We start from the raw sequence: 24,957 nt of genomic DNA, 5'->3' as shown, positions 1-24,957 counted from the left end.
AAATATAGATATCTATATTTTTTATTTAAATTAGTCTGTTTCACTACTAACTCCATATAACCCAAGTGACCACATACAGATTATACTTCTCAGTTCCTAAATTTTATTTTTATAATATAAAACATCTTTATTTCATTTCAAATTTATTTTATTATATTATGATTTTATATTTTAACATTTTTCTTTTCAATCTAATTTATTCTATTTTTTACGACATATCTATGTAGGTTTTTATTTATTATTACAATGATAAATTCTCAATTAAATTTTCATCACTGTAACAAAGTTTAAATTCGAAAAAACTTCTAATTTTGTCGTATTTTATTTACTTTTTTAGTTAGCTTTCTAATTTTACTATTTTTATTTAATTAATTTTATAAAATTTACGTTTTAACTTATTTTTTATTTTTATTCTATAATAATTTCAAGTCAAAAATAACTCAAGCAAATGGAATACCTATTTGCTTGAGTTAATAAATTTCACATTATATTTTTAAATCATCTTATAGGTGATATTACATTTGAGTTTATATTTCCACCTACTTCTATTATGTTTTTATATCCACTTTGTTTAATAGCTTTAATCTGAGATGCAGTCAATTTATTAGTTCCTATTACTATAGGTGCATTTTTCATACTAGCTAAATTCCCTACTGACAATGCATCTATAAGCTCATCTGATTTAGTTATTATTATAGTATCTATATTCTTATGGAATTTTTCAACTACTTTTGCATTAGTTTCTTGTCTATTTGCTCCATATATTCTATTACTTTCTAAACTATTTCCAGCTATGTTTTCTAAACTACTTATAATATTTCTCGTCATAACTTGATCTCCACCTATTATATAGATATCTTTTTTTCCCAAATTAATTATCCATTTAGTAATCTCTTCATTTAACTTATTTCCATTAGTTATAACTATAGGTTGTTTATTTTTACAAGCTTTTGATAATATACTCATAGCATCTGCTTCACCTTTATATCCATTAACTAAATATAAACTCTTTATATCACTTATATTTTGTATATACTTAGCTATTTGTAGTGAAGTTTCTTCTCTATTATCTCCAGCTATTCTTACTATATTTTCTTTAGATATATTTGTAGTATTTGATATTTCATTTACCACACTTTCTTGTATAGCATTAGGTCCACCTATTATATAAATTTTAGATGGTTTTAATCTTTTTAGTTCATTTTTTGTCTCATTTGGTAATTTATCTTTACGAGTTAGTAAAGTTGAAGAATTGGTTACTGACGATAATGGCCCTGATGAAAGTCCATCAGAATAGCTACTTCCATTGACTAAAACTACTGAATCTGTTTTATTTTGAAATGCTTCTTGGCTAATTTTTGCCGCTGTATCATATCGATTAGTTCCTATTATTTTTTTAACTGGTATATTTCCAATATTACTAGTATCAACATAAGCTATATCTTGGCCTTTATTTTCAGGTATTTTTATATCTTTATCGATTGAAGGATGTAGTACTACACAACCTCCACCTCTTAAATCTGTTCCTTTACCAGCATATATTCTTGGTACTATATCATTAAATCCATCTTCATTTTTAAATCCATATTTTCCACTTGGTTCATTCAACACTAAAGCTACTCTAAAGTTTGTCATAAACTCTCCAAATGTCATATTGGGATCAATATATTTTTGAATAATTGATTCTACAGATTTATAATTACTTTGTGGGCTATTTAATATTTCTTTATATATATAATCTCCTTGTCCTACTTGTATTCTTAGATATTCCATGAATAAATAGGATAATGCATAATTTGATACTGTATCTCCATTATAATCCCAGTATAATAATGAATGACCATTGGCTATTGATTTTGATTTGTTATAATAATTTATTCTATTTTCTCTTGGCTTTTTTAGATAAACTTGTTCCGCTGCCAATGATAAACCTTCATCTAGCCAAGTTTCCATATCTTGTTTATTTCTTTTTAATACATTTTCATTATAATTTACCATATGTTGAAATTCATGAGCTAAAACTGGATATATTTTTGAAAGGTCTTTTTTATTACCTGTACCCATAGCTGGATAAGTATCAATATAAAACATTTCACAATGATTAGAATTTTCTACATCATATAAATCTTTTGGACTAAAATATCCTTGTGTATATACATTAGTTTCTGCAAAGTTATCTCCTATATCGTAGCAAAGTATATTTATCTTTGAGTCATTATCTACATCGCTTTCGTATCCAAAGTTATTTCTTATAGTGTTATAAATATTATTTTCAAACTCTTTACCTATACTTATTGCTTCGTCTCTAGTAATGCTATCTTTATATACCCATACGTTGACTTTATATCCTGCATACTCTAAGTTTGCAGTTATTTTATATTCACTTCCATTTCTAAAATTGGTTACATTAAATTCTTTAGTATCTTCTACCGTAGACATAGATTTAGATTTATTTAATGGTATTTTATCAGGAGTAATAAGAGATGAATTGGATTCATCAAATGGTATCACAGTGTCTATAGGGTGCATTCCATCTAGGTCTCCATCTTCTTCACCTGCATAGTCATTTTCATTTATTATCCCTGTATTTTGCAGTTTTTCTATATTCGTTGATTCGTTATTTATTATAATGTATCTATCTTCACTGCTTGTACTAGCATAAATCATAGAAGAACCTAGAGCCATAATTAATATTATAGATATGACGATTTTTTTCACTTCAATTCCTCCATCTTGGCCACTTTTAGTCTAGCCATTTATTTTAGGTTCTAATGCATATTATGATTGTTCGACATTTTATGAACCTATCCTAAGAGGAATATTTTAATATTATGACTTCTAGGATTCTATGTTTGTTTTAGATATCTCTATTTTAAATTATCTTATAGATGATATCACCTTTGGGTTTATATTTCCACCCACTTCTATTACATTTTTATAACCACTTTCTTTAATAGCCTTAATTTGGGATTCCGTTATTCTATTTGTTCCTATAACTATAGGTGCATTTTTAATACCTGCTAAAACCCCTACTGATAATGCATCTATAAGCTCATCTGATTTAGTTATTATTACTGTATCTACATTTTTATAGAATTTATTAAATACCTTAGCATTAGTTTCTTGTCTATTTGCACCGTATATTCTATTTTGTTCTAAATTTGTACCTACTACTTTTCCAACATTATTTATAAAACTTGGAGACATAACTAAATCTCCACCTATTACATAAATATTTTTAGTTCCTATATTTTTTATCCATTTTAAATTTTCATCTTTTAACTTATTACCATTAGTTATTATTATAGGTTGTCTATCTTTACTTGCCTTTGATAATATACTCATGGCATCGGCTTCACCTTTATATCCATTAACTAAATATAGAGTATTTACATCACTAATATTTTGCATATATCTAGCTACTTGAATTGAAGTATCTTCTCTATTATTTCCTGCTACTCTTACTATATTTGATTTAGATATTTTAGTAATATTAGATATTTCATTTATGACGCTATCTTTTATAGCATTTTCTCCACCTATTATATAAACCTTAGATGGCTTTAATCTTAACAGCTCATTTTTTGTTTCATTCGGTAATCTATCTTCACTAGTTAGTAGCATAGAAGAATTAGTTAATGATGCTAATGGCCCTGATGAAAGACCATCAGAGTAGCTACTTCCATTTACTAAAACTACCGAATTCGATCTATCTTTAAATGTTTCTTGGCTAATTTTTGCTGCTGTATCATATCTATTATTTCCTATTATCCTTTTAAGTTGAATATCTGACATATTACCAGTGTCAACATAAGCTAAGTCACTACCTATGAAATTATCTACTTCCAGGTTTCTACCTTTAGAAGCATCTAATACTATAGAGCCTCCACCTCTTAAATCTGTTTCTCTTCCAGCATATATACGAGGTATTATTTGATTAAATCCATCTTCCCCTTTAAATCCATATTTACCAGTTGATTCATTAATTGCTAAAGCCACTCTAAAGTTTGTCATAAATTTTCCAAATTGAATATTTGGGTCAATATATTTTTGTATAACTGATTCTATTGCTTTGTAATTATTTTGAGGATTTTCTATTATTTCTTTATATATAGAATTTCCATGATTTGCCTGTATTCTTAAATATTCCATAAATAAGTATGATAATGAATAATTAGCTAATGTGTCACCATTATAATCCCAGTATAATAATGAGTGACCATTAACTATTGCTTTTGATGTGTTATAATAATCTATTCTATTTAATATTGGTTCTTTTAGGTATATCTGTTCTGCTGCTAATGATAAACCTTCATTCATCCAAACATCCATGTCTTGTCCATTTTCTTTTAATACATTCTCGTTATAATTAACCATATGTTGAAATTCATGAGCTAAAACTGAATATACCTCAGAAACATCTTTTTTACTTCCCATACCCATAGATGGATAAGTATCTATATAAAACATTTCACATTTATTAGAGTTTTTTACATTATACAAATCCTTTGGACTAAAATATCCTTGAGTATATGCACCAGTTGCTTCAAAGTTATCTATTATATCGTAACAAAGTATGTTTATTTTTGAATCACCATCTACATCACTTTCATTTCCAAAGTTATTTCTGACAAGGTTATAAATATTCTTTTCAAATTCTTTACCAATACTTGTCGCTTCTTCTTTGGTAATACTATCTTTATATACCCATACATTAACTTTATATCCAGAGTATTCTAAATTCGCACTTATTTTATATTCATTATTGTTTTTAAAATTGGTTACATTAAATTCTTTAGTATCCCCTACTATAGACATGTTATTAGACGATTTAGATTCTAATATTTTATCAGGAGTGACAAGAGGTGCATTAGTATTATCAAATGGTATAACTTTATCTATCGGATGCATACCATCTAAGCCACCATATTCATCTTTTGAATAATTGATTTCATTTACCGGACCAGTACTTTGATAATTTCTTGGATCTGTTGATTCGTTATTTATTATGATATATCTACTTTGGTTATTTGTATTAGCATATATCATAGAAGTACTTAGAGCCATAACTAACATTATGGATATAGCTATTTTTTTCAATTTAACCCCTCCATTTATGCACATTAACGAACTAGTCATTTTTAGTTCTCATTTATCCTATGATTACTCGACCATATGTGACACATGTTTTAAAGTTATGGACTCTAAGATTCTATTTTAAAATTATCTTATAGATGAAATTACACTTGGATTTATATTTCCACCTACTTCTATTATATTTTTATAACTACTTTCTTTAATATATTTTATTTGAGATTCCGTTAATCTATTTGTTCCTATAACTATAGGTGCATTTTTCATACCTGCTAAAACTCCTACTGATAGTGCATCTATAAGTTCATCTGATCTAGTTACTATTACTGTATCTACATTTTTATAGAACTTATTAAATATTTTTGCATTGGTCTCTTGTCTATTTGCACCATATATTCTATTTGCTTCTAGATTTGTACCCACTACTTTTCCCACATTACTTATAAAACTTGGTGACATAACTAAATCTCCACCTATTGTATAAATATCTTTAGTTCCTACATTGTTTATCCATTTTAGATTTTCATCTTTTAATTTATTACCATTAGTTATTATTATAGGTTGTTTATCTTTACTTGCCTTTGATAATATACTCATTGCATCGGCTTCACCGTTATATCCATTAACTAAATATAATTGATTTACACTTCCTATATTTTGCATATATCTAGCTATTTGAATTGAAGTGTCTTCTCTATTACTTCCAGCTATTCTTACTATATTGGATTTAGATATTTTTGTAGTATTAGATATTTCATTTATTACGCTATCTTTTATAGCATTTTCTCCACCTATTATATAAACTTTAGATGGTTTTAATCTTAATAATTCATTTTTTGTTTCATTTGGTAGTCTATCTTCACGAGTTAGTAAGGTAGAAGAATTAGTTAGTGATGCTAATGGTCCTGATGAAAGTCCATCAGAATAGCTACTTCCATTTACTAAAACTACTGAGTCTGCTCTATCTTTAAAAGTTTCTTGGCTAATTTTTGCTGCTGTATCGTATCTATTATTTCCTATTATTCTTTTAAGTTGAATTTCTCTCATATTACCAGTATCCACATAAGATAAGTTACTACCTCTAAAATTAGCTACTTCTAAGTTTTTACCTTCAGAAGCATCTAGTACGATAGAACCTCCTCCTCTTAAGTCTGCTCCACTTCCAGCATATATACGAGGTATTATTTGATCAAATCCATCTTCCCCTTTAAATCCATATTTACCTGTACTTTCATTTAGTACTAGCGCTACTCTAAAGTTTGTCATAAATTTTCCAAAAGTCATATTTGGGTCTATGTATTTTTTTATAACAGATTCTATTGCTTTATAGTTATTCTCTGGATTATCTATTATTTCTTTATATATAGAGTTACCTTGACCTGCTTGTATTTTTAAGTACTCCATAAATAAATATGATAATGAATAGTTAGCTAGTGTATCTCCACTATAATCCCAATATAATAATGAATGCCCCTTAGCTATTGATCTTGATCTATTATAATAGTTTATTCTATTTAATCTCGGTTCTTTTAGATATATTTGTTCTGCTGCTAATGATAAACCTTCATTCATCCAAACATCCATATCTTTTCCGCCTTCTTTTAACACATTTTCATTATAATTTACCATATGTTGAAACTCATGTGCTAAAACTGGGTATACCTCAGAAATATCTTTTACACCGCCTGTGCCCATAGATGGATATGTATCTATATAAAACATTTCTCCGTTATTAGAGTTTTCTACATTATATAGGTCTTTGGGGCTAAAGTATCCTTGTGTATAAGAATTAGTAGTATCAAAATTATCTATTATATCGTAGCAAAGTATACTTACTTTTGAATTTTTATCTACATCACTTTCATTCCCAAAATTATTTCTAATAGTATTATAAATATTATTTTCAAACTCCTCACCTATACTTGTTGCTTCTTTTTCTGTAATGCTATTATCGTGTACCCATACATCAACTTTGTCTCCTGAGTACTTTAAATTTGCAGTTATCTTATAGTCACTTCCCGTTTTAAAATTAGTAACATTAAATGATTTACTACTTCCTGAAGTAGACATACTTCTAAGCATATGTTTTGATGCATCATTAGGAGTAGCAAGAGGTGCATTAGTATTATCAAATGGTATAACTTTATCTATAGGATGGATTTCATCTAAGCTACCATATTTTTCATTTGCATACTCAATTTCATTTATTGGTCCTGTTCTTTGATAATTTCTTGTATCTGTTGATTCATTATTTATTATAATGTATCTACCACTTGCTGCACTGGCATATATGGTAGATGAACTTATAAATAGTGCTAACATTATAGACATAGCTTTCTTTTTCATGTCAATTCCCCCAATCTGAGCCAATTGTTGCAACTCATTTTTAATTATATTTTCCTAAATATAATTATTCGACTTAATTCATCATATATTTATATTTATTGACTTATAATTTTATTTTCCATTAATATTTTGACTTTCATAACGGTTACAAACTTGTAATTTTTTTCATTTTTGTGTTCTACATCCACTCGACTTTTTCATATGCTTATAGTATAATCAAATTAAGGAATTAAGAAATTTCTAACATCTCTTATTCCGTATTTCTCACATTAAAAGGCCTTGGACTTTGTCCGAGGCCTTTTGCTTTCCTAAATTGCTTTGAGCAACACGTTGGCGAATTGCTTTAGCTAAATTTATATAGATACTTAACTGTTTCTTTTCTTATAGTATCATTTAATTCTTCAAACATATCATATCCTTGGATAGTATATTCTTTAACTGGATCTTTTTGGCCTATAGCAGCAAGACCTATGCATTGTCTTAGTTGATCCATAGCATCTATATGATCTATCCAATGAGTATCTACTACTTCTAATAATACTTTCTTTTCTAATGTTTTAAGTTCATCCATACCTACTACAATTTTTTTGAAATCATATACTCTCTTTGATAAGTCATAAGTGTATTCTATAATTTCTTCCACACTTTTTTTATCCATATCTGGTATTAATAAAGTATTCTCTGGCATGAAAGTACTATATAAACTCTTTAGATATCCATAGTAATCCTTTTGCTTAACTAAATACCTATTTGCAGTTTCTTCTATAACTTTTCTAACCATGTTTTGTATTTCATCTTCAACACTTTCATCATCTAAAACTTTATTTCTTTCTGCATAGATAACTTTTCTTTGTTCATTTATTGTATCATCGTATTTTATTACATTCTTTCTTATTTCAAAGTTACGTCCTTCTATTCCTCTTTGTGCTCTTTCAACAGCTTTTAGTAGATTTTTACTTTCTAATGGTTGTCCATATTCTGCTTTAATTTTCTTAGCAATCTTTTCTGTACTATTTCCACCATAAAGTTTTATAACTTCATCTTCTAAGCTTACAAAGAATCTTGATGTTCCTGGGTCACCTTGACGTCCAGAACGTCCTCTTAGCTGATTATCGATTCTTCTTGTCTCATGTTTTTCAGTACCTATTACATATAATCCACCAAGTTCTTTTACCTCATCTTCTTCAACAAGGTCTCCATCACCTAAAGATATATCAGTACCACGACCAGCCATATTAGTAGCTATTGTTACAGCTCCTAATTTACCGGCTTTTTTAACTATATCTGCTTCGCTTGAGTGATTTTTAGCATTTAATACTTCATGCTTTATACCTTTTTTACTTAATAAACCTGATAAATATTCAGACTTATCAATAGAAACTGTTCCTACAAGTACAGGTTGCTTAGTAGCATGTATCTTTGCTATTTCATTTACAACTGCTTCATACTTTTCTTTTTCAGTTCTAAATACTAAATCATTTAAATCTGCTCTTAAAATTGGCTTATTAGTTGGTATTGTAACAACATTTATATTATACGTAGATTGAAACTCTGCTTCTTCAGTTTTAGCAGTACCAGTCATTCCTGATAATTTCTTATACATTCTAAAGAAATTTTGGAAAGTTACTGTAGCTAAAGTTTTTGATTCTCTTTTAATCTCAACTCTTTCTTTAGCTTCTATTGCTTGATGAAGACCATCTGAGTATCTTCTTCCATCCATTATTCTTCCTGTAAATTCATCTACTATCATTATTTCATTATTTTTTACTACATAGTCTACATCTTTTTCCATTAATTTATTAGCTCTTAAAGCTTGATTTATATGATGATATATTTCTATGTTTTCTATATTAGTTATATTATCGATTCCAAAGAAACTTTCAGCTTTTTTAAGTCCACTTTCTGTAAGTGCTATTGTATTATCTTTTTCTTCGATTTCATAATCTTCTTCGATTAAACTTTCAACAAAAGCATTTGCTATATCATATAATTTAGTACTCTCTTCTCCAGTACCAGATATTATAAGAGGTGTTCTAGCTTCATCTATAAGTATAGAGTCAACCTCATCTACTATTGCAAAGTTTAATTCTCTTTGAACTTTATCTTCATTTCTAGTTACCATATTATCTCTTAGATAATCAAATCCATATTCATTGTTAGTTCCATATATTATGTCACAGTCATATTGTGCTTTTCTCTCAATTGGATCTTGGCCATGTATTATAACTCCTACAGACATTCCTAAGAATTCATATACTGGTTGCATTATTTCTTTATCACGTTTTGCTAAGTAATCATTTACTGTTACAACGTGTACACCTTTTTCTGATAAAGCATTTAAATAAACAGGAGCTACTGCCACTAGTGTTTTACCTTCACCAGTTCTCATCTCAGCTATTTTTCCTTGATGCAATACGATTCCACCTATAAGTTGTACTCTGTATTGTCTCATACCTAGTACTCTTCTACATGCTTCTCTTACTACTGCAAAAGCTTCTACTAAAATATCATCTAAAGTTTCCCCTTTGTTTAATCTTTCTTTAAATGTATTTGTCATATTTTTTAATTCATCATCATTAAGACTTTGAATTTTAGCTTCTTTATCATCAATAGCATCTACTACTTTATTTAATATTTTTATCTCGGCTTCATCTGCTTTGTTAATTATTTTGTCTAAAACTGACATATCTTACTCCTCCTTAAATATACTACAGTTTATATTATACATTAATTATAGGAATAATTGTCCCATTTTCGATTTTTAGTAGACATTTTTTGCAATATAGGGTACAATTAAAAGTACTTAAAATAGAAAACATCTCTTTTTTAAGTATTTCTCACACAAAAAGCATCATTCGTACTTGTACGAATGATGCTTTTTAATTTTTTATCTTTTTAACCTTTTTCTTATTAAATCAGTTATTATTTTTACTTCCTCAACCTTTAATATTACAACTAGTATTGCATACACTATTATTCCAACAAATATTGCTCCAAATAGGCTTACTACATTAGATACAAAACCTACTCCTAATAAATAAACCAGAATTTTATTAGTTATTAATGCAGCTAATCCCATAATAATTGATGCAATAAGGGACTTAATAGTAGACTTAATTATTTTATCTTGTCCAAAATAACCTATTCTTTTTTTAAGCTATTAAATAATAAGAAAGTACATATAAGTGCTGATATACTTGTTGCAAAAGCAAGTCCTGCATGCCCCATAAATTTTACTATTATTAAGTTAAGTACTATATTCATAATCATTGCAATTGCTCCATTTATCATAGGAGTTTTTGTATCTTGAAGTGAATAAAATACTTTACCTAATATATCTCTAAGACCAAATGCAACCATACCTATTGAATAAAATACAAGAGCTATTGAAGTCATAGCAGTCGCTCTTTCGTCAAATGCTCCTCTTTCAAATAAAAGCTTAACAATAGGCGTTGAAAGAACCATCGCTCCCACAGATATAGGAACTACTAATAAAACAACACTATTTACACTACTTACCACTGACTCTGTAAACTTTTCATTATCTTTTTGTGATGATAATTTAGAAAGCATAGGATATATAACAGCCCCTAAAGTTGCTATAAATAATCCCATGACAAATCCATTTAATCTATTTGCATAGTTAAGTGCAGATATGCTACCTTCTACTAATGTTGATGCTAGAGTTCTATCTACTACAGCATTCATCTGATTAACAAACACTCCAATAAATACTGGACCTACTAGCCATATCATCTTTTTAACATACTCATCTTTTAAATTAAGTATAGGTTTATATTTATATCCTTTTTTAGATGCAAAAGGTATTTGGAATAGAAATTGACTAGCCATAGCTAGTAGAGTACCTATTGCTAACACATATATATTAGTTTTTATACTTATTATTATGGACGCTATAATTATTATATTAAAAGGTATACCGACAAGACCTGGTATAATAAAATCTTCTTTTATTTGAAGATATGAAGTCATAATTTTTGTAATAGCTAAGAATAATCCACCAAACATCATTATTCTAGTAAACTCCACTGCTAGCCTAAATTGTTCTGCTTCAAATCCAATTGCAAATAATTTAACTAATGGTTCAGTAAATATCATTCCAAGTATTGCCATTAAACTTCCTAATGCTAAGACTATATTTAACGTATTATTAATAAACTTTATTCCTTTTTCTTCTCCACCTAATATTCTATTTTCATAATACAAAGGTATAAAAGTTGTTGCAAGGCCTGTCCCTATTACTGAAAATAAAGTTATAGGTATATTCATAGCAGTTATATAAACATCACTATAAGAAGTTGCTCCATAAGTAGCACCTAGAACCAACTCCCTGCCAAATCCTAGACATTTAGATAGCATTGTAACTACCATAAGTCCAATTGTTGCTTTAGCTACTTTACTCATGTAATCCTCCCTTGTAGATGTCAGTTTCATCCTTTGCAATATTTTCCCAAGAGAAATTATTTACAACAGATTCTACTAATTTAGCTTTAATATAATCCTCATCTAAAGTATTACATACTTTTTGAGCAAATCTTATCTCAAAATTTTCTCCATCATCTACAAGATATTCTTCACTTTCTATAGCTTCACAAATTCCACCTACATTACTAGCTACAACTCGGGTTCCACAAGCATTTGCCTCTACTATAACTAAACCAAATCCTTCATTTCTACTTGGAGTCACCATAATATTCATTACATTCATATAGTTTCTAACTTCATCTACACTAGCATTTCCAGTAAAAACAACATCTATATTTTTTTCTTTAGATTTATTCATCATAGATGACTTTAACTCCCCATCACCTACTACTAAAAAGCTTATATCTAACTCATTTTTACTATTTCTTATATTTTCAAATATTTCTATTAACTTATCTGCTCTTTTAATTTTGTTTAAATTCCCAACAAAACCTATTACAGTCCTCTTTAAATTTAATTTTTCTTTTATAATATCTTTTTCTTTTCTATCTATTGGATAGAATTTATCTGTATTTACTCCATTTTTAGTTATAATGTAGTTTTCTTTTTCATATCCAAGTTTTTTTGCATCTAAGTATAGTTTATTACTTACAAATATATTTTTATAGGCATTATTCATTACTTCTAATACTTGATTTTTTATATGAGGATTTTTAACTGGCATAGTATGCACATCACTACCATGATAAGTTACTATATATGGCTTATTAAATAGCTTATTTATAAAATAAGCTATTCTACCATGAGGATAACCCCAGTGAGCACTTACTAAGTCGTATTTTTTAATATCATTTTTATTTCTCATAATCATTGGTACGTAATTAAACTTATCTAAATTAACTTTTTCAATAAACTTATTTAATACTCCTACCTTTATATAAATCTTTTTATATATTAAACCTTCATAAATAAATTCATCTGCTCCCATAGTTCTTATTGCTCTATTTTTAAGTTTTTTTAGTAACTTCATAAAACCTGCATCTACAAACTGTATGCAGTAGATTTCGTAATCTTTTACTTCATCACTTTTTACAATTTCTTTTAGTTTTTCATGGGTTGCAGTAAATAATCCTTTTCTATTATTTTCATTCATATTTACTAAATATAAAACCTTCATAAATTTACCTTCCCGAATATATTTCATAGTACGTTTTAGCAATATTTTCCCATACAAATGACTGTCTTATTTCATCTTCTAAGTTTTCTAAGTTAATTTTAGAATCTATTATAGCTTTAACTTTTTCAACTATCTCATCTACATCATCGTACTTAACACTAAAACCTACTTCACCCTCTTTGAAATATCCATCAAATCCTTGATTTCTTGTATATATAACAGGCAATCCCTGACTTATAGCTTCTATATAAACAAGACCAAAAGTCTCATACTTTGAAGGCATTATGAATATATCACTATTTCTATATAAATTTATTATTTCTTCTTTATTCATAAATCCATGTAGCTTAATCATATCTTTGTATTCATTATTTGATGCTTCTTTTATTCTATCTAACTCCGGCCCATTTCCCACTATATCTAAAGTAGCTTTATGCCCTAATTCATTTAGCTTTTTGACAACTTTCATAGATGTATCTAAATTTTTATTTTTATCTAATTTTCCTACATATATTAACTTTATATCATCTTTATTTATAGGTTTAGATTTCATATTTAGATTATCAAACCAAAACTTATCTATACCATTTGGAATTACTACTGATTTTTCTTCTATAGATTTTTTTAGTTGATCTGGAATATATGTATCAATTACATGATCTTTATATCTTGATGAAATAAAGATAACTTGTTTAGCATTTTCAAGAATTTTTACACCTATTTTTCTTAAATGTGGCATCTTCTTAAAAAACGTATTAACATCAGTATTTCTTACTGCAACTATATAATCAATATTTTTTTCCTTCTTTAATTTATACGAAACATATCCATTTACAAATAAAGAATGGGCATGTGATATATCTATACTATCTAAATCTATTTTATTTTGTATATCATTATATATTTTCTTATTTTTTAATCTAAAGCTTACTCTATCAATTTTGTTAAAACATTTAGAGTAAATATATTTTGTCTCATCACTATTAGTTCCACTAAATTTATTAACTAAATCATCAGAATTAACTGGTATATAAACATCTTGTTTAATTCCCAATCCTTCTAAATTCTCTACTAAATTTCTATATAACTTAGAAGTTATATAATAGGAACATACATGTAATACTTTCATATTTTACCTCACTATAATCTCCAGTATATTAATCCTCTGTTTTGAGCTTCTTTTTTATCATACATTCCTTTTATATCTATTAATACTTTACTTCCCTCAGTAAACATAGACTCTATATCATCTAAAGTAATGCTTTTAAGCTTACTATGAGCAACAGCAGTGACTACTGCATCTACATCTTTTAATTCTTCTTTAGAATTAAGCTCTATACCATAATGTTCAAATGCTTCTTTTTCATCAGCTACAGGATCATATACTAAGATTTCTATTCCGTATTCTTTTAATTCTTCTATTATATCTATAACCTTTGTATTTCTAGTATCTGGACAGTTTTCTTTAAAAGTTAGTCCCATTATAGCAACCTTCGCACCTTTTATTTGTTTTTCAGCTTTTATAAGGCTTTTGATAGTATTTTCAGCTACATACTTTGCCATACCATCATTTATTTTTCTTCCTGCTAATATTATTTGAGAGTGGTACCCTAATTCTTGTGCTTTATATATAAAGTAATATGGGTCAACTCCTATACAATGTCCTCCAACTAAACCTGGAGTAAAGTTTAAGAAATTCCACTTTGTCCCAGCAGCTTTAAGAACAGCCTTAGTATCAATATCCATTTTGTTAAATACCATTGCTAGCTCATTCATAAAAGCTATATTTATATCTCTTTGAGAGTTCTCTATAACCTTAGCAGCTTCAGCAACTTTTATACTTTCAGCTCTATATACGCCAGCTTCTATAATTATTTCATAAACTTTTGCTACTGTATCTAAAGTTTCATCATCACAACCTGAAACTATCTTTACTATTGTAGTTAATCTATTTACTTTATCTCCTGGATTTATTCTCTCTGGAGAGTATCCTATCTTAAAGTCTTGTCCATATTTTAAACCTGATATTTTTTCAAGTATTGGAATACATATATCTTCAGTTGTACCTGGATAAACTGTTGATTCGTATACTATTACAGATCCCTTTGTAAGATTTCTAGCTACAGTTTCAGTTGCTCCTATAACTGGCTTTAAATCTGGAGTCTTATCACTATTTATAGGAGTTGGAACAGCTACTATATGAAACTTAGCTTCCCTTAATTTAGACTCATCACTTGTAAATTCAACAGTCGTATTTTTTAATGCTTCATCTCCAACTTCTTTAGTCACATCAATACCATTTATATATGAATTAACCTTTTCTTCATTTATATCAAATCCTATCACATTAGCATACTTTGCAAATTCAACAGCTAGTGGTATACCAACGTAACCTAGGCCAACTACTGAAATTTTTTCATCTCTTTTTAATATATCATTATATAAATTCATGTTACTCCTCCAACGCTTTATGTTCTATTTATATATTATACCACTGTACAAATAAATTAGAATATTTCTTTAGAAATTAGTTGAAAACTGTAGATTTAACTTATCTAATACTATATAAGTATAAGCACTAGAAAAGCTTATATATTATCAAAATGGGGTATTTAAAATGGATTTAGTAATAACTAAAAATCTGTCAGGATTAAAAATGGCTGATAAATTTATCATCCATTTTTATTTCTCTCATTTAAATTCCTATAAATATATTATATAATAGTTCCGTATGGGAGGAATTTTATGGGAAGCTTTAAAAAGACAGAAGACATTTTAGGTATAATTTTCGTTGGATTTATATTTCTAGCAATAATATTTGTATTAACATTTATCTTTGGAGGGATACTTCTATCATTATTAGGATTTGAATATGAAAGCTTAGCATCACTAGCTAAATTTTTTATTATATATGTTATTGTAGGTCTACCATTAGATTTAGTAATAGAATGCTTTTTTAGAGTTTTACAAGATGTAAAAGGGCTTACAAATGCTCAACATAATGCACTTTATTTTACTATAGATGTACCTTTAAATATGCTAGTAATCGGAATATTAGAATATACTATGGACGATATTTCTTGTTCCATATTAACAGCATTTTTATTTTCAGCAATATTTTGTTTATTCGGATTTTTCTTAGATAAAAAATCAAGAGATTAATAAAAGACAGTATAAACTTATACTGCCTTTTTATTTTAACTTTCTTTAATAATACTTTTTAAATGCATCTCACTAATTCCAAATTTATGAACAAGTTCTCTACTATTTCTACTATATATTTAACATACTATTTAATTATTTTTTTTATTGATTCCCAGACTTTAGAATTTACTCCGTATCCAATTTGTACTTTACTAGGAATAAATTTATGATTAATTGAATTTAATGCTTCCTCTTGAGTTATATGTAATTGATCTGTAGCCAACACTATTGGTGATTCATCTATAGCAGCAATAACCCCCGCTGATAATGCATCTACTAACCCTTTATCATCAGACTTTGCAACAAATATAGAACGTGGACTCATCTTTGTTTCTCCGTAGAATTCTTTTATAACCTTAGCATTAGTTTCTTGTCTTCTTTGACCTGCTATTCTCTTAAATTCTCCAGTTAGTGCATCTTTTAATTGTTCTTCTACATTTAAAGAAACTTTAGATTCTCCTCCAACTATAACAGCATCTTGTGCATTTTCAGACTTTATCCATTCAGTCTGAGCATCAGTTAAACCATTGTTGCCAGCTAATATTATTGGGTCTACTTGACTTCCATCAATATCATAATCTCCATCTTGTGCTGCAACTCCTGCTACAGACATAGCATCAGCTTCAGCATGGCCTCCTGTAACAAATACTCTATCTATTGTGTTATAATTAGCTATTTTTTTAGCTATTTTTAAAGAAGTTTCTTGTCTATTAGCACCAGCTATTCTTTCATTACTTATAGACTTAGCATCTAACTGTTCTTCTATATTTTTAGATAATACACTTTCTCCTCCAACTAAGTAAACTGTACCATCATTATCCATGACCCTCTCGATTTCATCCATAACTTCTTTAGATATACCATTTTTATCAGTCAATAATACAGGAGCGTTTATAGCATTAGCAAATGGAGTAGCCGTTAATCCATCAGCTATAGCATAATCAGATACTAATACAACATTTTTAGCTTTAGCATCTTTATCAAAAGTTCTAAAAATTAGATTACTTACCTCTATAGCAGTCTCTCTTCTATTCATACCAGCTAAAGTGAATATTTCTGGAAAATCTGATCGTAGTGAACCTATTCTAATACCTGTAACACCAGTTAATATTTTACCTAATGTCTCTATTTCTGATTCTGATCCTTTCACTACTAAAGTTGTATCTGATTTAGATTCTTCACTTGAAAATTTAATAGTTAAGCTTAAACCATCAGCAGACATATCAATTTCTGTTCTATTAAGACCATTCTCAACTGTATCATATCTATTTATAAATTTAATTAGTTCATTACCATATCCTGTAAATGTAGCTACTTTTGGATTATATAAATCAGAAGCTTTAAACTCATTCTCAACCCCCGAGCTTATTGTTCTTCCGTATAATTTAATACCTTCAGCAAAAACTGGTGTAACTGAAGTCGCAACTGTAAAAGCTGCAATTGTCATTGCTATATTCTTTTTATTTAACATGATTCGTTACCTTCCTAACTATTTAATAAAATTTTTCTTATATATTTCACAAATTAATATTATTATATATAAAATATTTTTTCAACAATTTTCTTTATTTTTCGACTTTTTTCTCACAAAAAAAGACTTAGTCATTTTACCAAGTCTTTTTACTCTATTTTATATTATTTTAAAAACATCATACCTACTGAAAGTATTATAGCTGATGATACAAATATACATACTGCTATTTTAGTTACAAATTTTACCCAAGTACTATACTCTACCTTAGCAATGGTAAGTCCTCCCATAATAACACCTGATGTTGGAGTTATTAAATTTACCAAACCACTACCTGCACTTAATATAGATATAACTATTTCAGGAGAGAACCCTAAACTCTTAGCTAATGGTCCAAATATTGGTATAGATAAACTAGCTAATCCTGAAGTTGAAGGAATTAAAAATGCTAAGGCAATATATATTAAAAATGCCATATTAGTAAATAGTATCGGTGACATACCGCTTAAAGTTTGAGATGCATGATTTAGTACATACGCATCAAGACCTGTATTTGACATTATAACAGATACACCTCTTGATATACCAATTATAAGTGCTACACCAACCATTTCAGATGCACCTTCTAAAATTCCAGATACTATTTCTTTTTCTTTAAGTCCATATACAATACCAATTATAATAGCCATTATAGTAAACCAAACAGCAAGCTCAGAAAACCACCAACTACCAAGAGGACTTCCTGTTAATATATCTGTATTTTTAAATATTTCTATTCCGAATCTTTCCCATGGTATAACTCCAAATATCATAACTACAAAAGATAATCCAAATAACCATAATACAAGTCTTCTTCTTGGAGTAAATTCTAATGTATCTTCTTTATTGTCCATAAACATTTTTTCAGCTTCTTCATATTCTCTATTTGATAATATAGATGATGCTTTATTATTTTTAACTTTCTTAGCATATCTAACTACAAAGAACATAGATATAAATAATGATGATAACCATAAAGCAACTCCAATACCTATAACTACAGCTTGATTTACAACAATTCCTGAAGTCTTTAGAGAATCTATACTAGTTGATATTAAAAATGGATTTACTGTAGAACCAAGTACCCCAGTACCTGCTCCAAGTAATATTGTAGCTACTGCTGTTAATGAATCAAATCCTGCTGCCATCATTGTTGCAGTAATTAGTGCGTAAAATGCTAAAGTTTCTTCACTCATTCCGTAGCTTGTACCACCTAATGAGAAGACTATCATAAGTATAGGTATTAATAGAAGTTCTTTTCCATTAAGCTTTTTTACAATTGAACCTATACCAGCATCTAATGCTCCTGTTTTGTTTACAACTCCTAAAAATCCACCCATTAAGAGTACATATAAAGATATGTCTATTGCATCTTTTAGGCCATTTATAGGTGACATTACTATGTCTGATAACGTTGCTGGCTTTACGTCTGGTAGAAATTGCGTCGCTATTGCTATTAAAATTGTTATTAGTAGCAATATGCTATATGCTGTTGGGAGTGTAAAGCTTTTTTTATTGTTTTGTTTTTCCATGCTGTCCTCCATTTTCCTAAATTTGCTAGTATACTTATATCACAAATATTTCAAATTTTAAATATTTTTGTAATATTTACTAATTTTGTGATGTTTTTAATTATTTTTTATAGCATAATTAGTATCTATAAGTTTAATATGTGCAAATTATAGAAAAATATAGGAGTATATATTAATCAGTATTGTTTAAAGCATATAAAAAAGAGTGTAGAAATATTCTACACTCTTTATAGTCTTCATTTAGACACTATTTATATTTAATTACTTAACTAAACCTAATATTTTAGCAACTTTAGTTATTATAGTATCATTCATTCCAGCTCCAACTTTAACTAGTTTTTGGTTTTCACTAGTTCTTAATTCTAATGATTCTGTTTAATCATCAGTTAATGCTTTAGTAGCTAGTACTATTGGTCCATTTTGAGCTGCAACTGGAGCTATAGCTATAGCATCAGCTAATTCGCTGTTTTTCTTAGCTTCTTCAGCATGGCTACCATCTTTAGACACGTATACTGTGTTTATTTCACTTGACTTGTAGAAAGTCTTTATAACATTAGCATTAGTTTCTTGTCTATTTTTACCTTCAGTTCTTCTTATTTTTTCGTTAGTATCTATAGCTTTTAAGTCAGATTCTAATGATTTAGAAACTACTGATTCTCCACCAACTATTTCTATTTCTTTTTCATCTAAGAACTTCATAGTATCTTTAGCTAAAGTACCATTGTTAGAAGTTACTACTATTGGAGCTCCTACTTTAGATGCATGTGCAGCTATACTCATAGCATCAGCTTCACCTTTTCCACCTACTACGAAAGTAGTATCTATTGACTTCTTAGATAATTTCTCCATTTTTTCAGCTACTACTAAAGAAGTTTGTTCTCTGTTATCTCCACCTAATCTTTCAACTTTAACACCGAAAGCTTCTAATTCTTTAACTACGTCTTCTGAAACTACTGACTTTCCACCTACTACGTAAACAGTCTTGTTCTTTAACTCAGATACTGTAGTTTTATCTACTAATAATCTCTTTATTTGATTAGCAGCTTCTTTGTGTAAAGTATTACCTTCTGTTAATAATACAGGAGCATTTACTAATTTAGCTAATGGTGCAGATGCTAGTCCATCTACTATTGAACGTCCGTTAACTAATACTACTGAATTAGCTGCATCAAAGTTTTCTGCACTTATCTTAGCAGCAGTTTCAAATCTATTTAATCCAGATAATTCCATTGCTTTTGGTCCTGCAACTTTTCCATCTTTATCTGTTGTGAATATATCTGCTATTTTAACTAATGTAGCTCTATCCTTGTTAGTAACTTTTACAATAAATTCAAATGGTTGAGCTGGAACATATGCTTTTTCTGCTGCTTTCTTATCTTCAGCTTTAAATGTCATAGTTAATTCATATCCATTTTCAACTTTGTTTATTTCTGATTTACCTTCTGGCATAGTTACTTTATAATCAACTTTATCTTTTGTAATTCCATGCTTTAATGTATCTAATAATTCATTTCCTTCTTTAGTTAACATTAATCCATCGAATAATTCTTCAGCTTTAACTGTGTCTATATTTTTGTCTGATATATTAACTGTGTATTCTATTGGAGATAATGTTGTTGTTCCTTCTACAGCTAATCCATCTATTTTATTTAATGCTTGAACTCCTGCAACTACTTTAAATATATGGAATGCATCTGTGTTTGCTCCAAGCTTTGTTTGTAATAAATCATTTAAAGCTTTTTTTGTATTAACTATATTAGCTGCATCATCAGCAACATTATCAGTTTTATCAACAGCATCTCTAGCAGCTGTTAATAATTCTTTTACTCCACCTGCTCCGTTTATATCTTTATTAAACATTGCTATTTCTTCATTAGTTAAATCTAATGTATTTATATCCGCTTTTACTACTGGGTTTAATATATTTTCAACTCTCGTCATTAACTCTTGAGCATCTTTTTTCTTTGCTAATGCGTCTACTTTACCTTGTTCTTCAGCTATTTTAGCAACCATATCTGTATAAGTTTTTAAGTATGATGTAACTGTAAATTTATCACTATCTTTTTGATCTTTTACATCTATTCTAAGATCTCCATTTTGTCCACCTAATAACTTAGAATCTCCTACTTTAACATCAAACTTTACAGATTTGATAGGTTTTTTATCACCAGTTTCTATTTTAGTACCTATTTCAACAGTTGTTTTTGATGTATTAGCATTAAACTTAGCTGCTACCTTATCATCTTCTCCTAATGTTGTCTTTGTTGCTAAAGCTCCTGCTAAATCATTAACTGCTTGAGCATCTGCATAAGTATTTATTCCTTGATCTGTTATTTTATCTCCACTTACTTTATGTCCATTGTCTTTTATATTAACAACAATGTTAGTTGCATTGTCTATTATATCTTGAAGTTGTGAAGATAAAGTTATTTCTGATCCTGATGCAACAAGTTCAGCTTTAGAAGCTGGTTTTTTAGTATATGTTGCAGTTATTGTATATACAGCTTTATCTTTTTTCTTCCCTTCTGTATATTTAACTCTTAATAATTCTCTAACCTTTGATACAACTTTAGCTGAAGAATCAGCTGATACTGTATGAGTATTTTCTGCACTAGCAGCAAATGCTGGAGCTGCTGTAGTTGCAACTGTAATAGCTGCCATAGCTATAGCCATGTTTTTCTTTTTCATCATGTTTTCGTTCCTCCCAAATATTATAAATTGCATCCCTTATTTATTTATGTATAATATTTCTCACAATATTAATTTTCGTATTTCTCACAAATTCATAATAGTATATGAGAAATTTATTTTCAATAACTTTTCAATAATTTTATTCATTTTTCGTTCGACTTTTATTGACTTTTTCTTACATATTATGTTATAATATTTGTTTTTTTGTATATTTTTGTCGAATTATGTTTTCATAATTAAAGTAATTATTTTATTTATATGTTTTTATATTTACATTTTGTCGAATTATGATATAATTTGTTTGTACGTTAAAAACATCCTTTTGACGTATTTCTCACATAAAAAAATCCTTAGTTTTTAACTAAGGATTTTTTATTTAATTGAATCTTTTAATATTTGCCTAAGTTCTTCTCTTCCTTTTATAATCTCTTTCAAGTGATAATTAAACACTGGACTATTGTCCTCGTCTTGACTTAGTTTTATTTTATCTTTCTTATATAACTTTTTTACTACTTCATAATTTTCATTATTTAAATAAACCTTTTTACTTAATAGTTCTATAGATTGTATATGAGAGTATAATGTCTTACAAGTATTTATTCCCTCTTCAATTTTAACTAAATCAGCCTCTTGCCTACTATAATCAGCTTCTTTTAATAATTTTCTATGCACTTCTTCTATTTCGCTTATTTTATCTTCTAAAAAATCAGGTTCAAATTTAGATTTACTTTCAATCAATTTAAATTTTAAGAATTTATTTATGTTATTTTCTACTTGCTTAAAATTTGAATAAATACTAATAGAATGATTCGGTCTAGCTAGTAAATAGTTAGTTGCTATTCCAACTACAACACCTATTGCATTTTCAAATACTTTATTTATAGAATATGAAAGAGCATCTTCTGAAACAGTAAATCCTATTTGAACAGATAAGAATGTAATTGCAGCTATTGACGCTCCACTATTAAGGTTAAGTAAATTACATAAATAAATAGTTAATATTACTCCTAATCCTGATAAAAATGAATTCCCAGGATAATAGAATATAAATAGATATCCTATTATACCTCCTAAGACAGTTCCATACATTCTATTTTTACCTACTTCTAAAGACCCACTTACAGAATCTTGTACTGATATAATGCATGCTATAGATGGGTTTAGTGAATTACCAGTTGCTATGAATCCAAGTATCGACGATATTACTACTCCGATACCGGTTTTAATAGTTCTCATACCTACTTTTTTCATAACTTACTCCTTTTAAAATCTCATATAACTCCTTATTCCACTACTGTATTTATTATGCTTTTATTTATAAAAAATACCCTTATAGTAGTAATATTTAGCATCAGTATACGATACTTTCTTTTACGTGTCTACTATAAGGGGATTATACTATTAACAAAGCAATTTATTTGTTAATAATTACTTTATTTGAAGAACTAAGTACTCCTTCATACTTACCTAATTGCTTAACTTCTAAACTTTTAGCTTTATCTATTTTATCTATTTTTAAAGTATTTTCATCTATCCATGTAGTCTCTACTTTTTTACCATTTACATATACATGACTACAACTTGTAAAATTCTTACCTTTTACAATCATAGTATCTTTATCTTTAATTACCTTTTCTACTACTATATCATCAAGTCCCATTTTCATATTGTTCTCTTTAGGCTTATCCTTATCACTTAAATAGAATTGTTTCCCAAATAACATATCATATTGAACCAACTCTAATTCTTCTTGATAGTTTTCCTTATTACCAGCTTTAGCATGTATACTTTCTATTGGTCCATATTCAACTCCTGCTAATCCTAGCATTAATGTACTCATTTGATAAGCTTCTAAATTTTGTTTTTTCTTATCAATTTCAAAGTTGCTATATATTGCATACAGTGCTTCATATCTATCTATATAAGTATCATCACTTGATAGTATATTTAGCTTTGGTAAATGGTCTGAGAAAAATACTACTATTGTATCTTCTTCTCTTTTATCTACATTTTCTATTACCTTGCCTACAAAATCGTCAGTTCCTTTTATTAAGTTTACATAGCTATATAGTTGATACTTATCTTTTTCAGATAAAGTAGTTTCTACTTTTATTGGAAGGTCTTCTCCTCTGTCATAATCAGGATATCCTCCGTGTCCTTCTACACTTATTGCATATACTACATCACTTTCTTCTGTTTTATTAAGTGCTTTTTCTATATAGTCTGCCAGCACCATATCTTTTCTCCAACCTAATGGAGTTTCTTCTAGGTTTTGCATATATTCCATTGATGTAAATGTATCAAATCCTAGGTTTTTAAATGCAAGGTTTCTATTATAGAAGTTTCCTTGAAAGTTATGCATTATATGTGCACCATATCCTTGATTTTTAAGTGTTGTTGCTATTGAGTTTACTTTCTTTTTCTTTACAAAACTATCATATGGTATTTCACCTGGTATCAGGTAGTCAAAGTTATTACCTGTTAGTATTTCAAACTCTGTTCTAGCTGTTCCACCACCTACTACTGGAACATTAATATATCCACTTTTATTTTCTTTAGATATTTTTCTAAAGTTAGGTATTGGATCTTCACTATATTTAACTTCTTTTATTACTGTTGGATCCATAAATGATTCCAACTGAATAAATATTATATTTGGTTTATTATCTTTTTTTGCTGAAGTATTAATATTTGATGCTTGTATTGCATTTACTTCATTTTTTATATTTTCTATTGATGCTTTATCGCAATCCTCTGGTCTTTTTCTATTATATCCAAAGTATGAGTCTAGTAGTGAATACATAAAACCATTATGTTTATATGATTCTTTTAAGTCCCATCTTAGTGGACTTATTATTTTTCTTTCAGTAAGATCGTTTAGTTTTACAGAGTATACACCTATTAATAATATAGCTATCATTATGTTTGTATAACTGATTGATCTTTTTAGAGTTTTT

General features: G+C 28.1%; 15 protein-coding genes and 1 riboswitch. Of the genes, 1 reads left to right on the top strand and 14 read right to left on the bottom strand.

The features are described from left to right. Positions 1–23: 23 nt before the first annotated feature. Positions 24–107, bottom strand: a riboswitch (cyclic di-GMP riboswitch). Positions 108–498: 391 nt separating this feature from the next. From JWF52_RS19695 to JWF52_RS11935, 9 genes are all read right to left on the bottom strand, one after another. After that, positions 499–2,718 (bottom strand): cell wall-binding repeat-containing protein, encoded by a 2,220-nt coding sequence (locus tag JWF52_RS19695; protein ID WP_208333795.1) that lies wholly within the window; start codon positions 2,716–2,718, stop codon positions 499–501. 159 nt (positions 2,719–2,877) lie between these two features. Continuing rightward, the gene (locus tag JWF52_RS11965; protein WP_208333794.1) at positions 2,878–5,100 is read right to left on the bottom strand and encodes a cell wall-binding repeat-containing protein; all 2,223 of its coding nucleotides are present in this window, start codon (positions 5,098–5,100) and stop codon (positions 2,878–2,880) included. Between the two features lie 123 nt (positions 5,101–5,223). Then, on the bottom strand, positions 5,224–7,440 hold the full coding sequence (locus JWF52_RS11960; protein WP_208333793.1) for a cell wall-binding repeat-containing protein: 2,217 nt from the start codon (positions 7,438–7,440) through the stop codon (positions 5,224–5,226). Positions 7,441–7,783: 343 nt separating this feature from the next. Further along, complete coding sequence (secA, locus tag JWF52_RS11955; protein ID WP_208333792.1) at positions 7,784–10,126, bottom strand: preprotein translocase subunit SecA; 2,343 nt, start codon at positions 10,124–10,126, stop codon at positions 7,784–7,786. A gap of 201 nt (positions 10,127–10,327) precedes the next feature. Beyond that, positions 10,328–10,519 (bottom strand): hypothetical protein, encoded by a 192-nt coding sequence (locus JWF52_RS19875; RefSeq protein ID WP_502711257.1) that lies wholly within the window; start codon positions 10,517–10,519, stop codon positions 10,328–10,330. 62 nt (positions 10,520–10,581) lie between these two features. Further along, positions 10,582–11,865: a murein biosynthesis integral membrane protein MurJ gene (murJ, locus tag JWF52_RS11950; protein WP_502711256.1), complete on the bottom strand. Its 1,284-nt coding sequence runs from the start codon at positions 11,863–11,865 to the stop codon at positions 10,582–10,584. Continuing rightward, positions 11,858–13,063, bottom strand: a complete 1,206-nt coding sequence (locus JWF52_RS11945; RefSeq protein WP_208333791.1) for a glycosyltransferase — start codon at positions 13,061–13,063, stop codon at positions 11,858–11,860. Before JWF52_RS11945 ends, murJ begins: the two co-directional genes overlap by 8 nt. A 4-nt stretch (positions 13,064–13,067) precedes the next feature. Beyond that, positions 13,068–14,192 carry a glycosyltransferase family 4 protein gene (locus JWF52_RS11940; protein WP_208333790.1) on the bottom strand — a complete coding sequence of 375 codons (1,125 nt, stop codon included), beginning with the start codon at positions 14,190–14,192 and terminating at the stop codon, positions 13,068–13,070. A gap of 11 nt (positions 14,193–14,203) precedes the next feature. Next, positions 14,204–15,514 (bottom strand): nucleotide sugar dehydrogenase, encoded by a 1,311-nt coding sequence (locus tag JWF52_RS11935; protein WP_208333789.1) that lies wholly within the window; start codon positions 15,512–15,514, stop codon positions 14,204–14,206. 294 nt (positions 15,515–15,808) lie between these two features. Between JWF52_RS11935 and JWF52_RS11930 the strand changes: the two genes are divergently transcribed. Then, positions 15,809–16,225: a YrvL family regulatory protein gene (locus JWF52_RS11930; RefSeq protein WP_208333788.1), complete on the top strand. Its 417-nt coding sequence runs from the start codon at positions 15,809–15,811 to the stop codon at positions 16,223–16,225. A gap of 127 nt (positions 16,226–16,352) precedes the next feature. On the opposite strand, the gene JWF52_RS11925 is transcribed toward JWF52_RS11930, so the two are convergent. The 5 genes from JWF52_RS11925 to JWF52_RS11905 all read right to left on the bottom strand — a co-directional run. After that, positions 16,353–17,738, bottom strand: a complete 1,386-nt coding sequence (locus JWF52_RS11925) for a cell wall-binding repeat-containing protein (RefSeq protein WP_208333787.1) — start codon at positions 17,736–17,738, stop codon at positions 16,353–16,355. Between the two features lie 164 nt (positions 17,739–17,902). Further along, a complete protein-coding gene (locus JWF52_RS11920; protein WP_208333786.1) occupies positions 17,903–19,309 on the bottom strand; it encodes a YfcC family protein in 1,407 nt (468 codons plus the stop codon). A 375-nt stretch (positions 19,310–19,684) separates the two neighbouring features. After that, positions 19,685–22,000 (bottom strand): cell wall-binding repeat-containing protein, encoded by a 2,316-nt coding sequence (locus JWF52_RS11915; RefSeq protein WP_208333785.1) that lies wholly within the window; start codon positions 21,998–22,000, stop codon positions 19,685–19,687. Positions 22,001–22,372: 372 nt separating this feature from the next. Continuing rightward, on the bottom strand, positions 22,373–23,251 hold the full coding sequence (locus JWF52_RS11910; RefSeq protein ID WP_208333784.1) for an FUSC family protein: 879 nt from the start codon (positions 23,249–23,251) through the stop codon (positions 22,373–22,375). A 163-nt stretch (positions 23,252–23,414) separates the two neighbouring features. Then, positions 23,415–24,957: LTA synthase family protein (locus JWF52_RS11905; protein WP_208333783.1), on the bottom strand; the 1,543-nt coding region annotated here is incomplete at its 5' end.

Origin of the sequence: Clostridium sp. CCUG 7971, assembly GCF_017590215.1 — a bacterium.
Taxonomy (GTDB): domain Bacteria; phylum Bacillota; class Clostridia; order Peptostreptococcales; family Peptostreptococcaceae; genus Faecalimicrobium.
This window is presented reverse-complemented; position numbering and strand designations above follow the sequence as displayed.

Excerpts from the sequence above, each read along its gene's own strand:
- JWF52_RS11960 (WP_208333793.1), bottom strand. The coding sequence starts at position 7,440 with ATGAAAAAGAAAGCTATGTCTATAATGTTAGCACTATTTATAAGTTCA.
- secA (WP_208333792.1), bottom strand. The coding sequence starts at position 10,126 with ATGTCAGTTTTAGACAAAATAATTAACAAAGCAGATGAAGCCGAGATA.
- JWF52_RS19875 (WP_502711257.1), bottom strand. The coding sequence starts at position 10,519 with ATGGGATTAGCTGCATTAATAACTAATAAAATTCTGGTTTATTTATTA.
- murJ (WP_502711256.1), bottom strand. The coding sequence starts at position 11,865 with ATGAGTAAAGTAGCTAAAGCAACAATTGGACTTATGGTAGTTACAATG.
- JWF52_RS11945 (WP_208333791.1), bottom strand. The coding sequence starts at position 13,063 with ATGAAGGTTTTATATTTAGTAAATATGAATGAAAATAATAGAAAAGGA.
- JWF52_RS11940 (WP_208333790.1), bottom strand. The coding sequence starts at position 14,192 with ATGAAAGTATTACATGTATGTTCCTATTATATAACTTCTAAGTTATAT.
- JWF52_RS11935 (WP_208333789.1), bottom strand. The coding sequence starts at position 15,514 with ATGAATTTATATAATGATATATTAAAAAGAGATGAAAAAATTTCAGTA.
- JWF52_RS11930 (WP_208333788.1), top strand. The coding sequence starts at position 15,809 with ATGGGAAGCTTTAAAAAGACAGAAGACATTTTAGGTATAATTTTCGTT.
- JWF52_RS11925 (WP_208333787.1), bottom strand. The coding sequence starts at position 17,738 with ATGTTAAATAAAAAGAATATAGCAATGACAATTGCAGCTTTTACAGTT.
- JWF52_RS11920 (WP_208333786.1), bottom strand. The coding sequence starts at position 19,309 with ATGGAAAAACAAAACAATAAAAAAAGCTTTACACTCCCAACAGCATAT.
- JWF52_RS11915 (WP_208333785.1), bottom strand. The coding sequence starts at position 22,000 with ATGATGAAAAAGAAAAACATGGCTATAGCTATGGCAGCTATTACAGTT.
- JWF52_RS11910 (WP_208333784.1), bottom strand. The coding sequence starts at position 23,251 with ATGAAAAAAGTAGGTATGAGAACTATTAAAACCGGTATCGGAGTAGTA.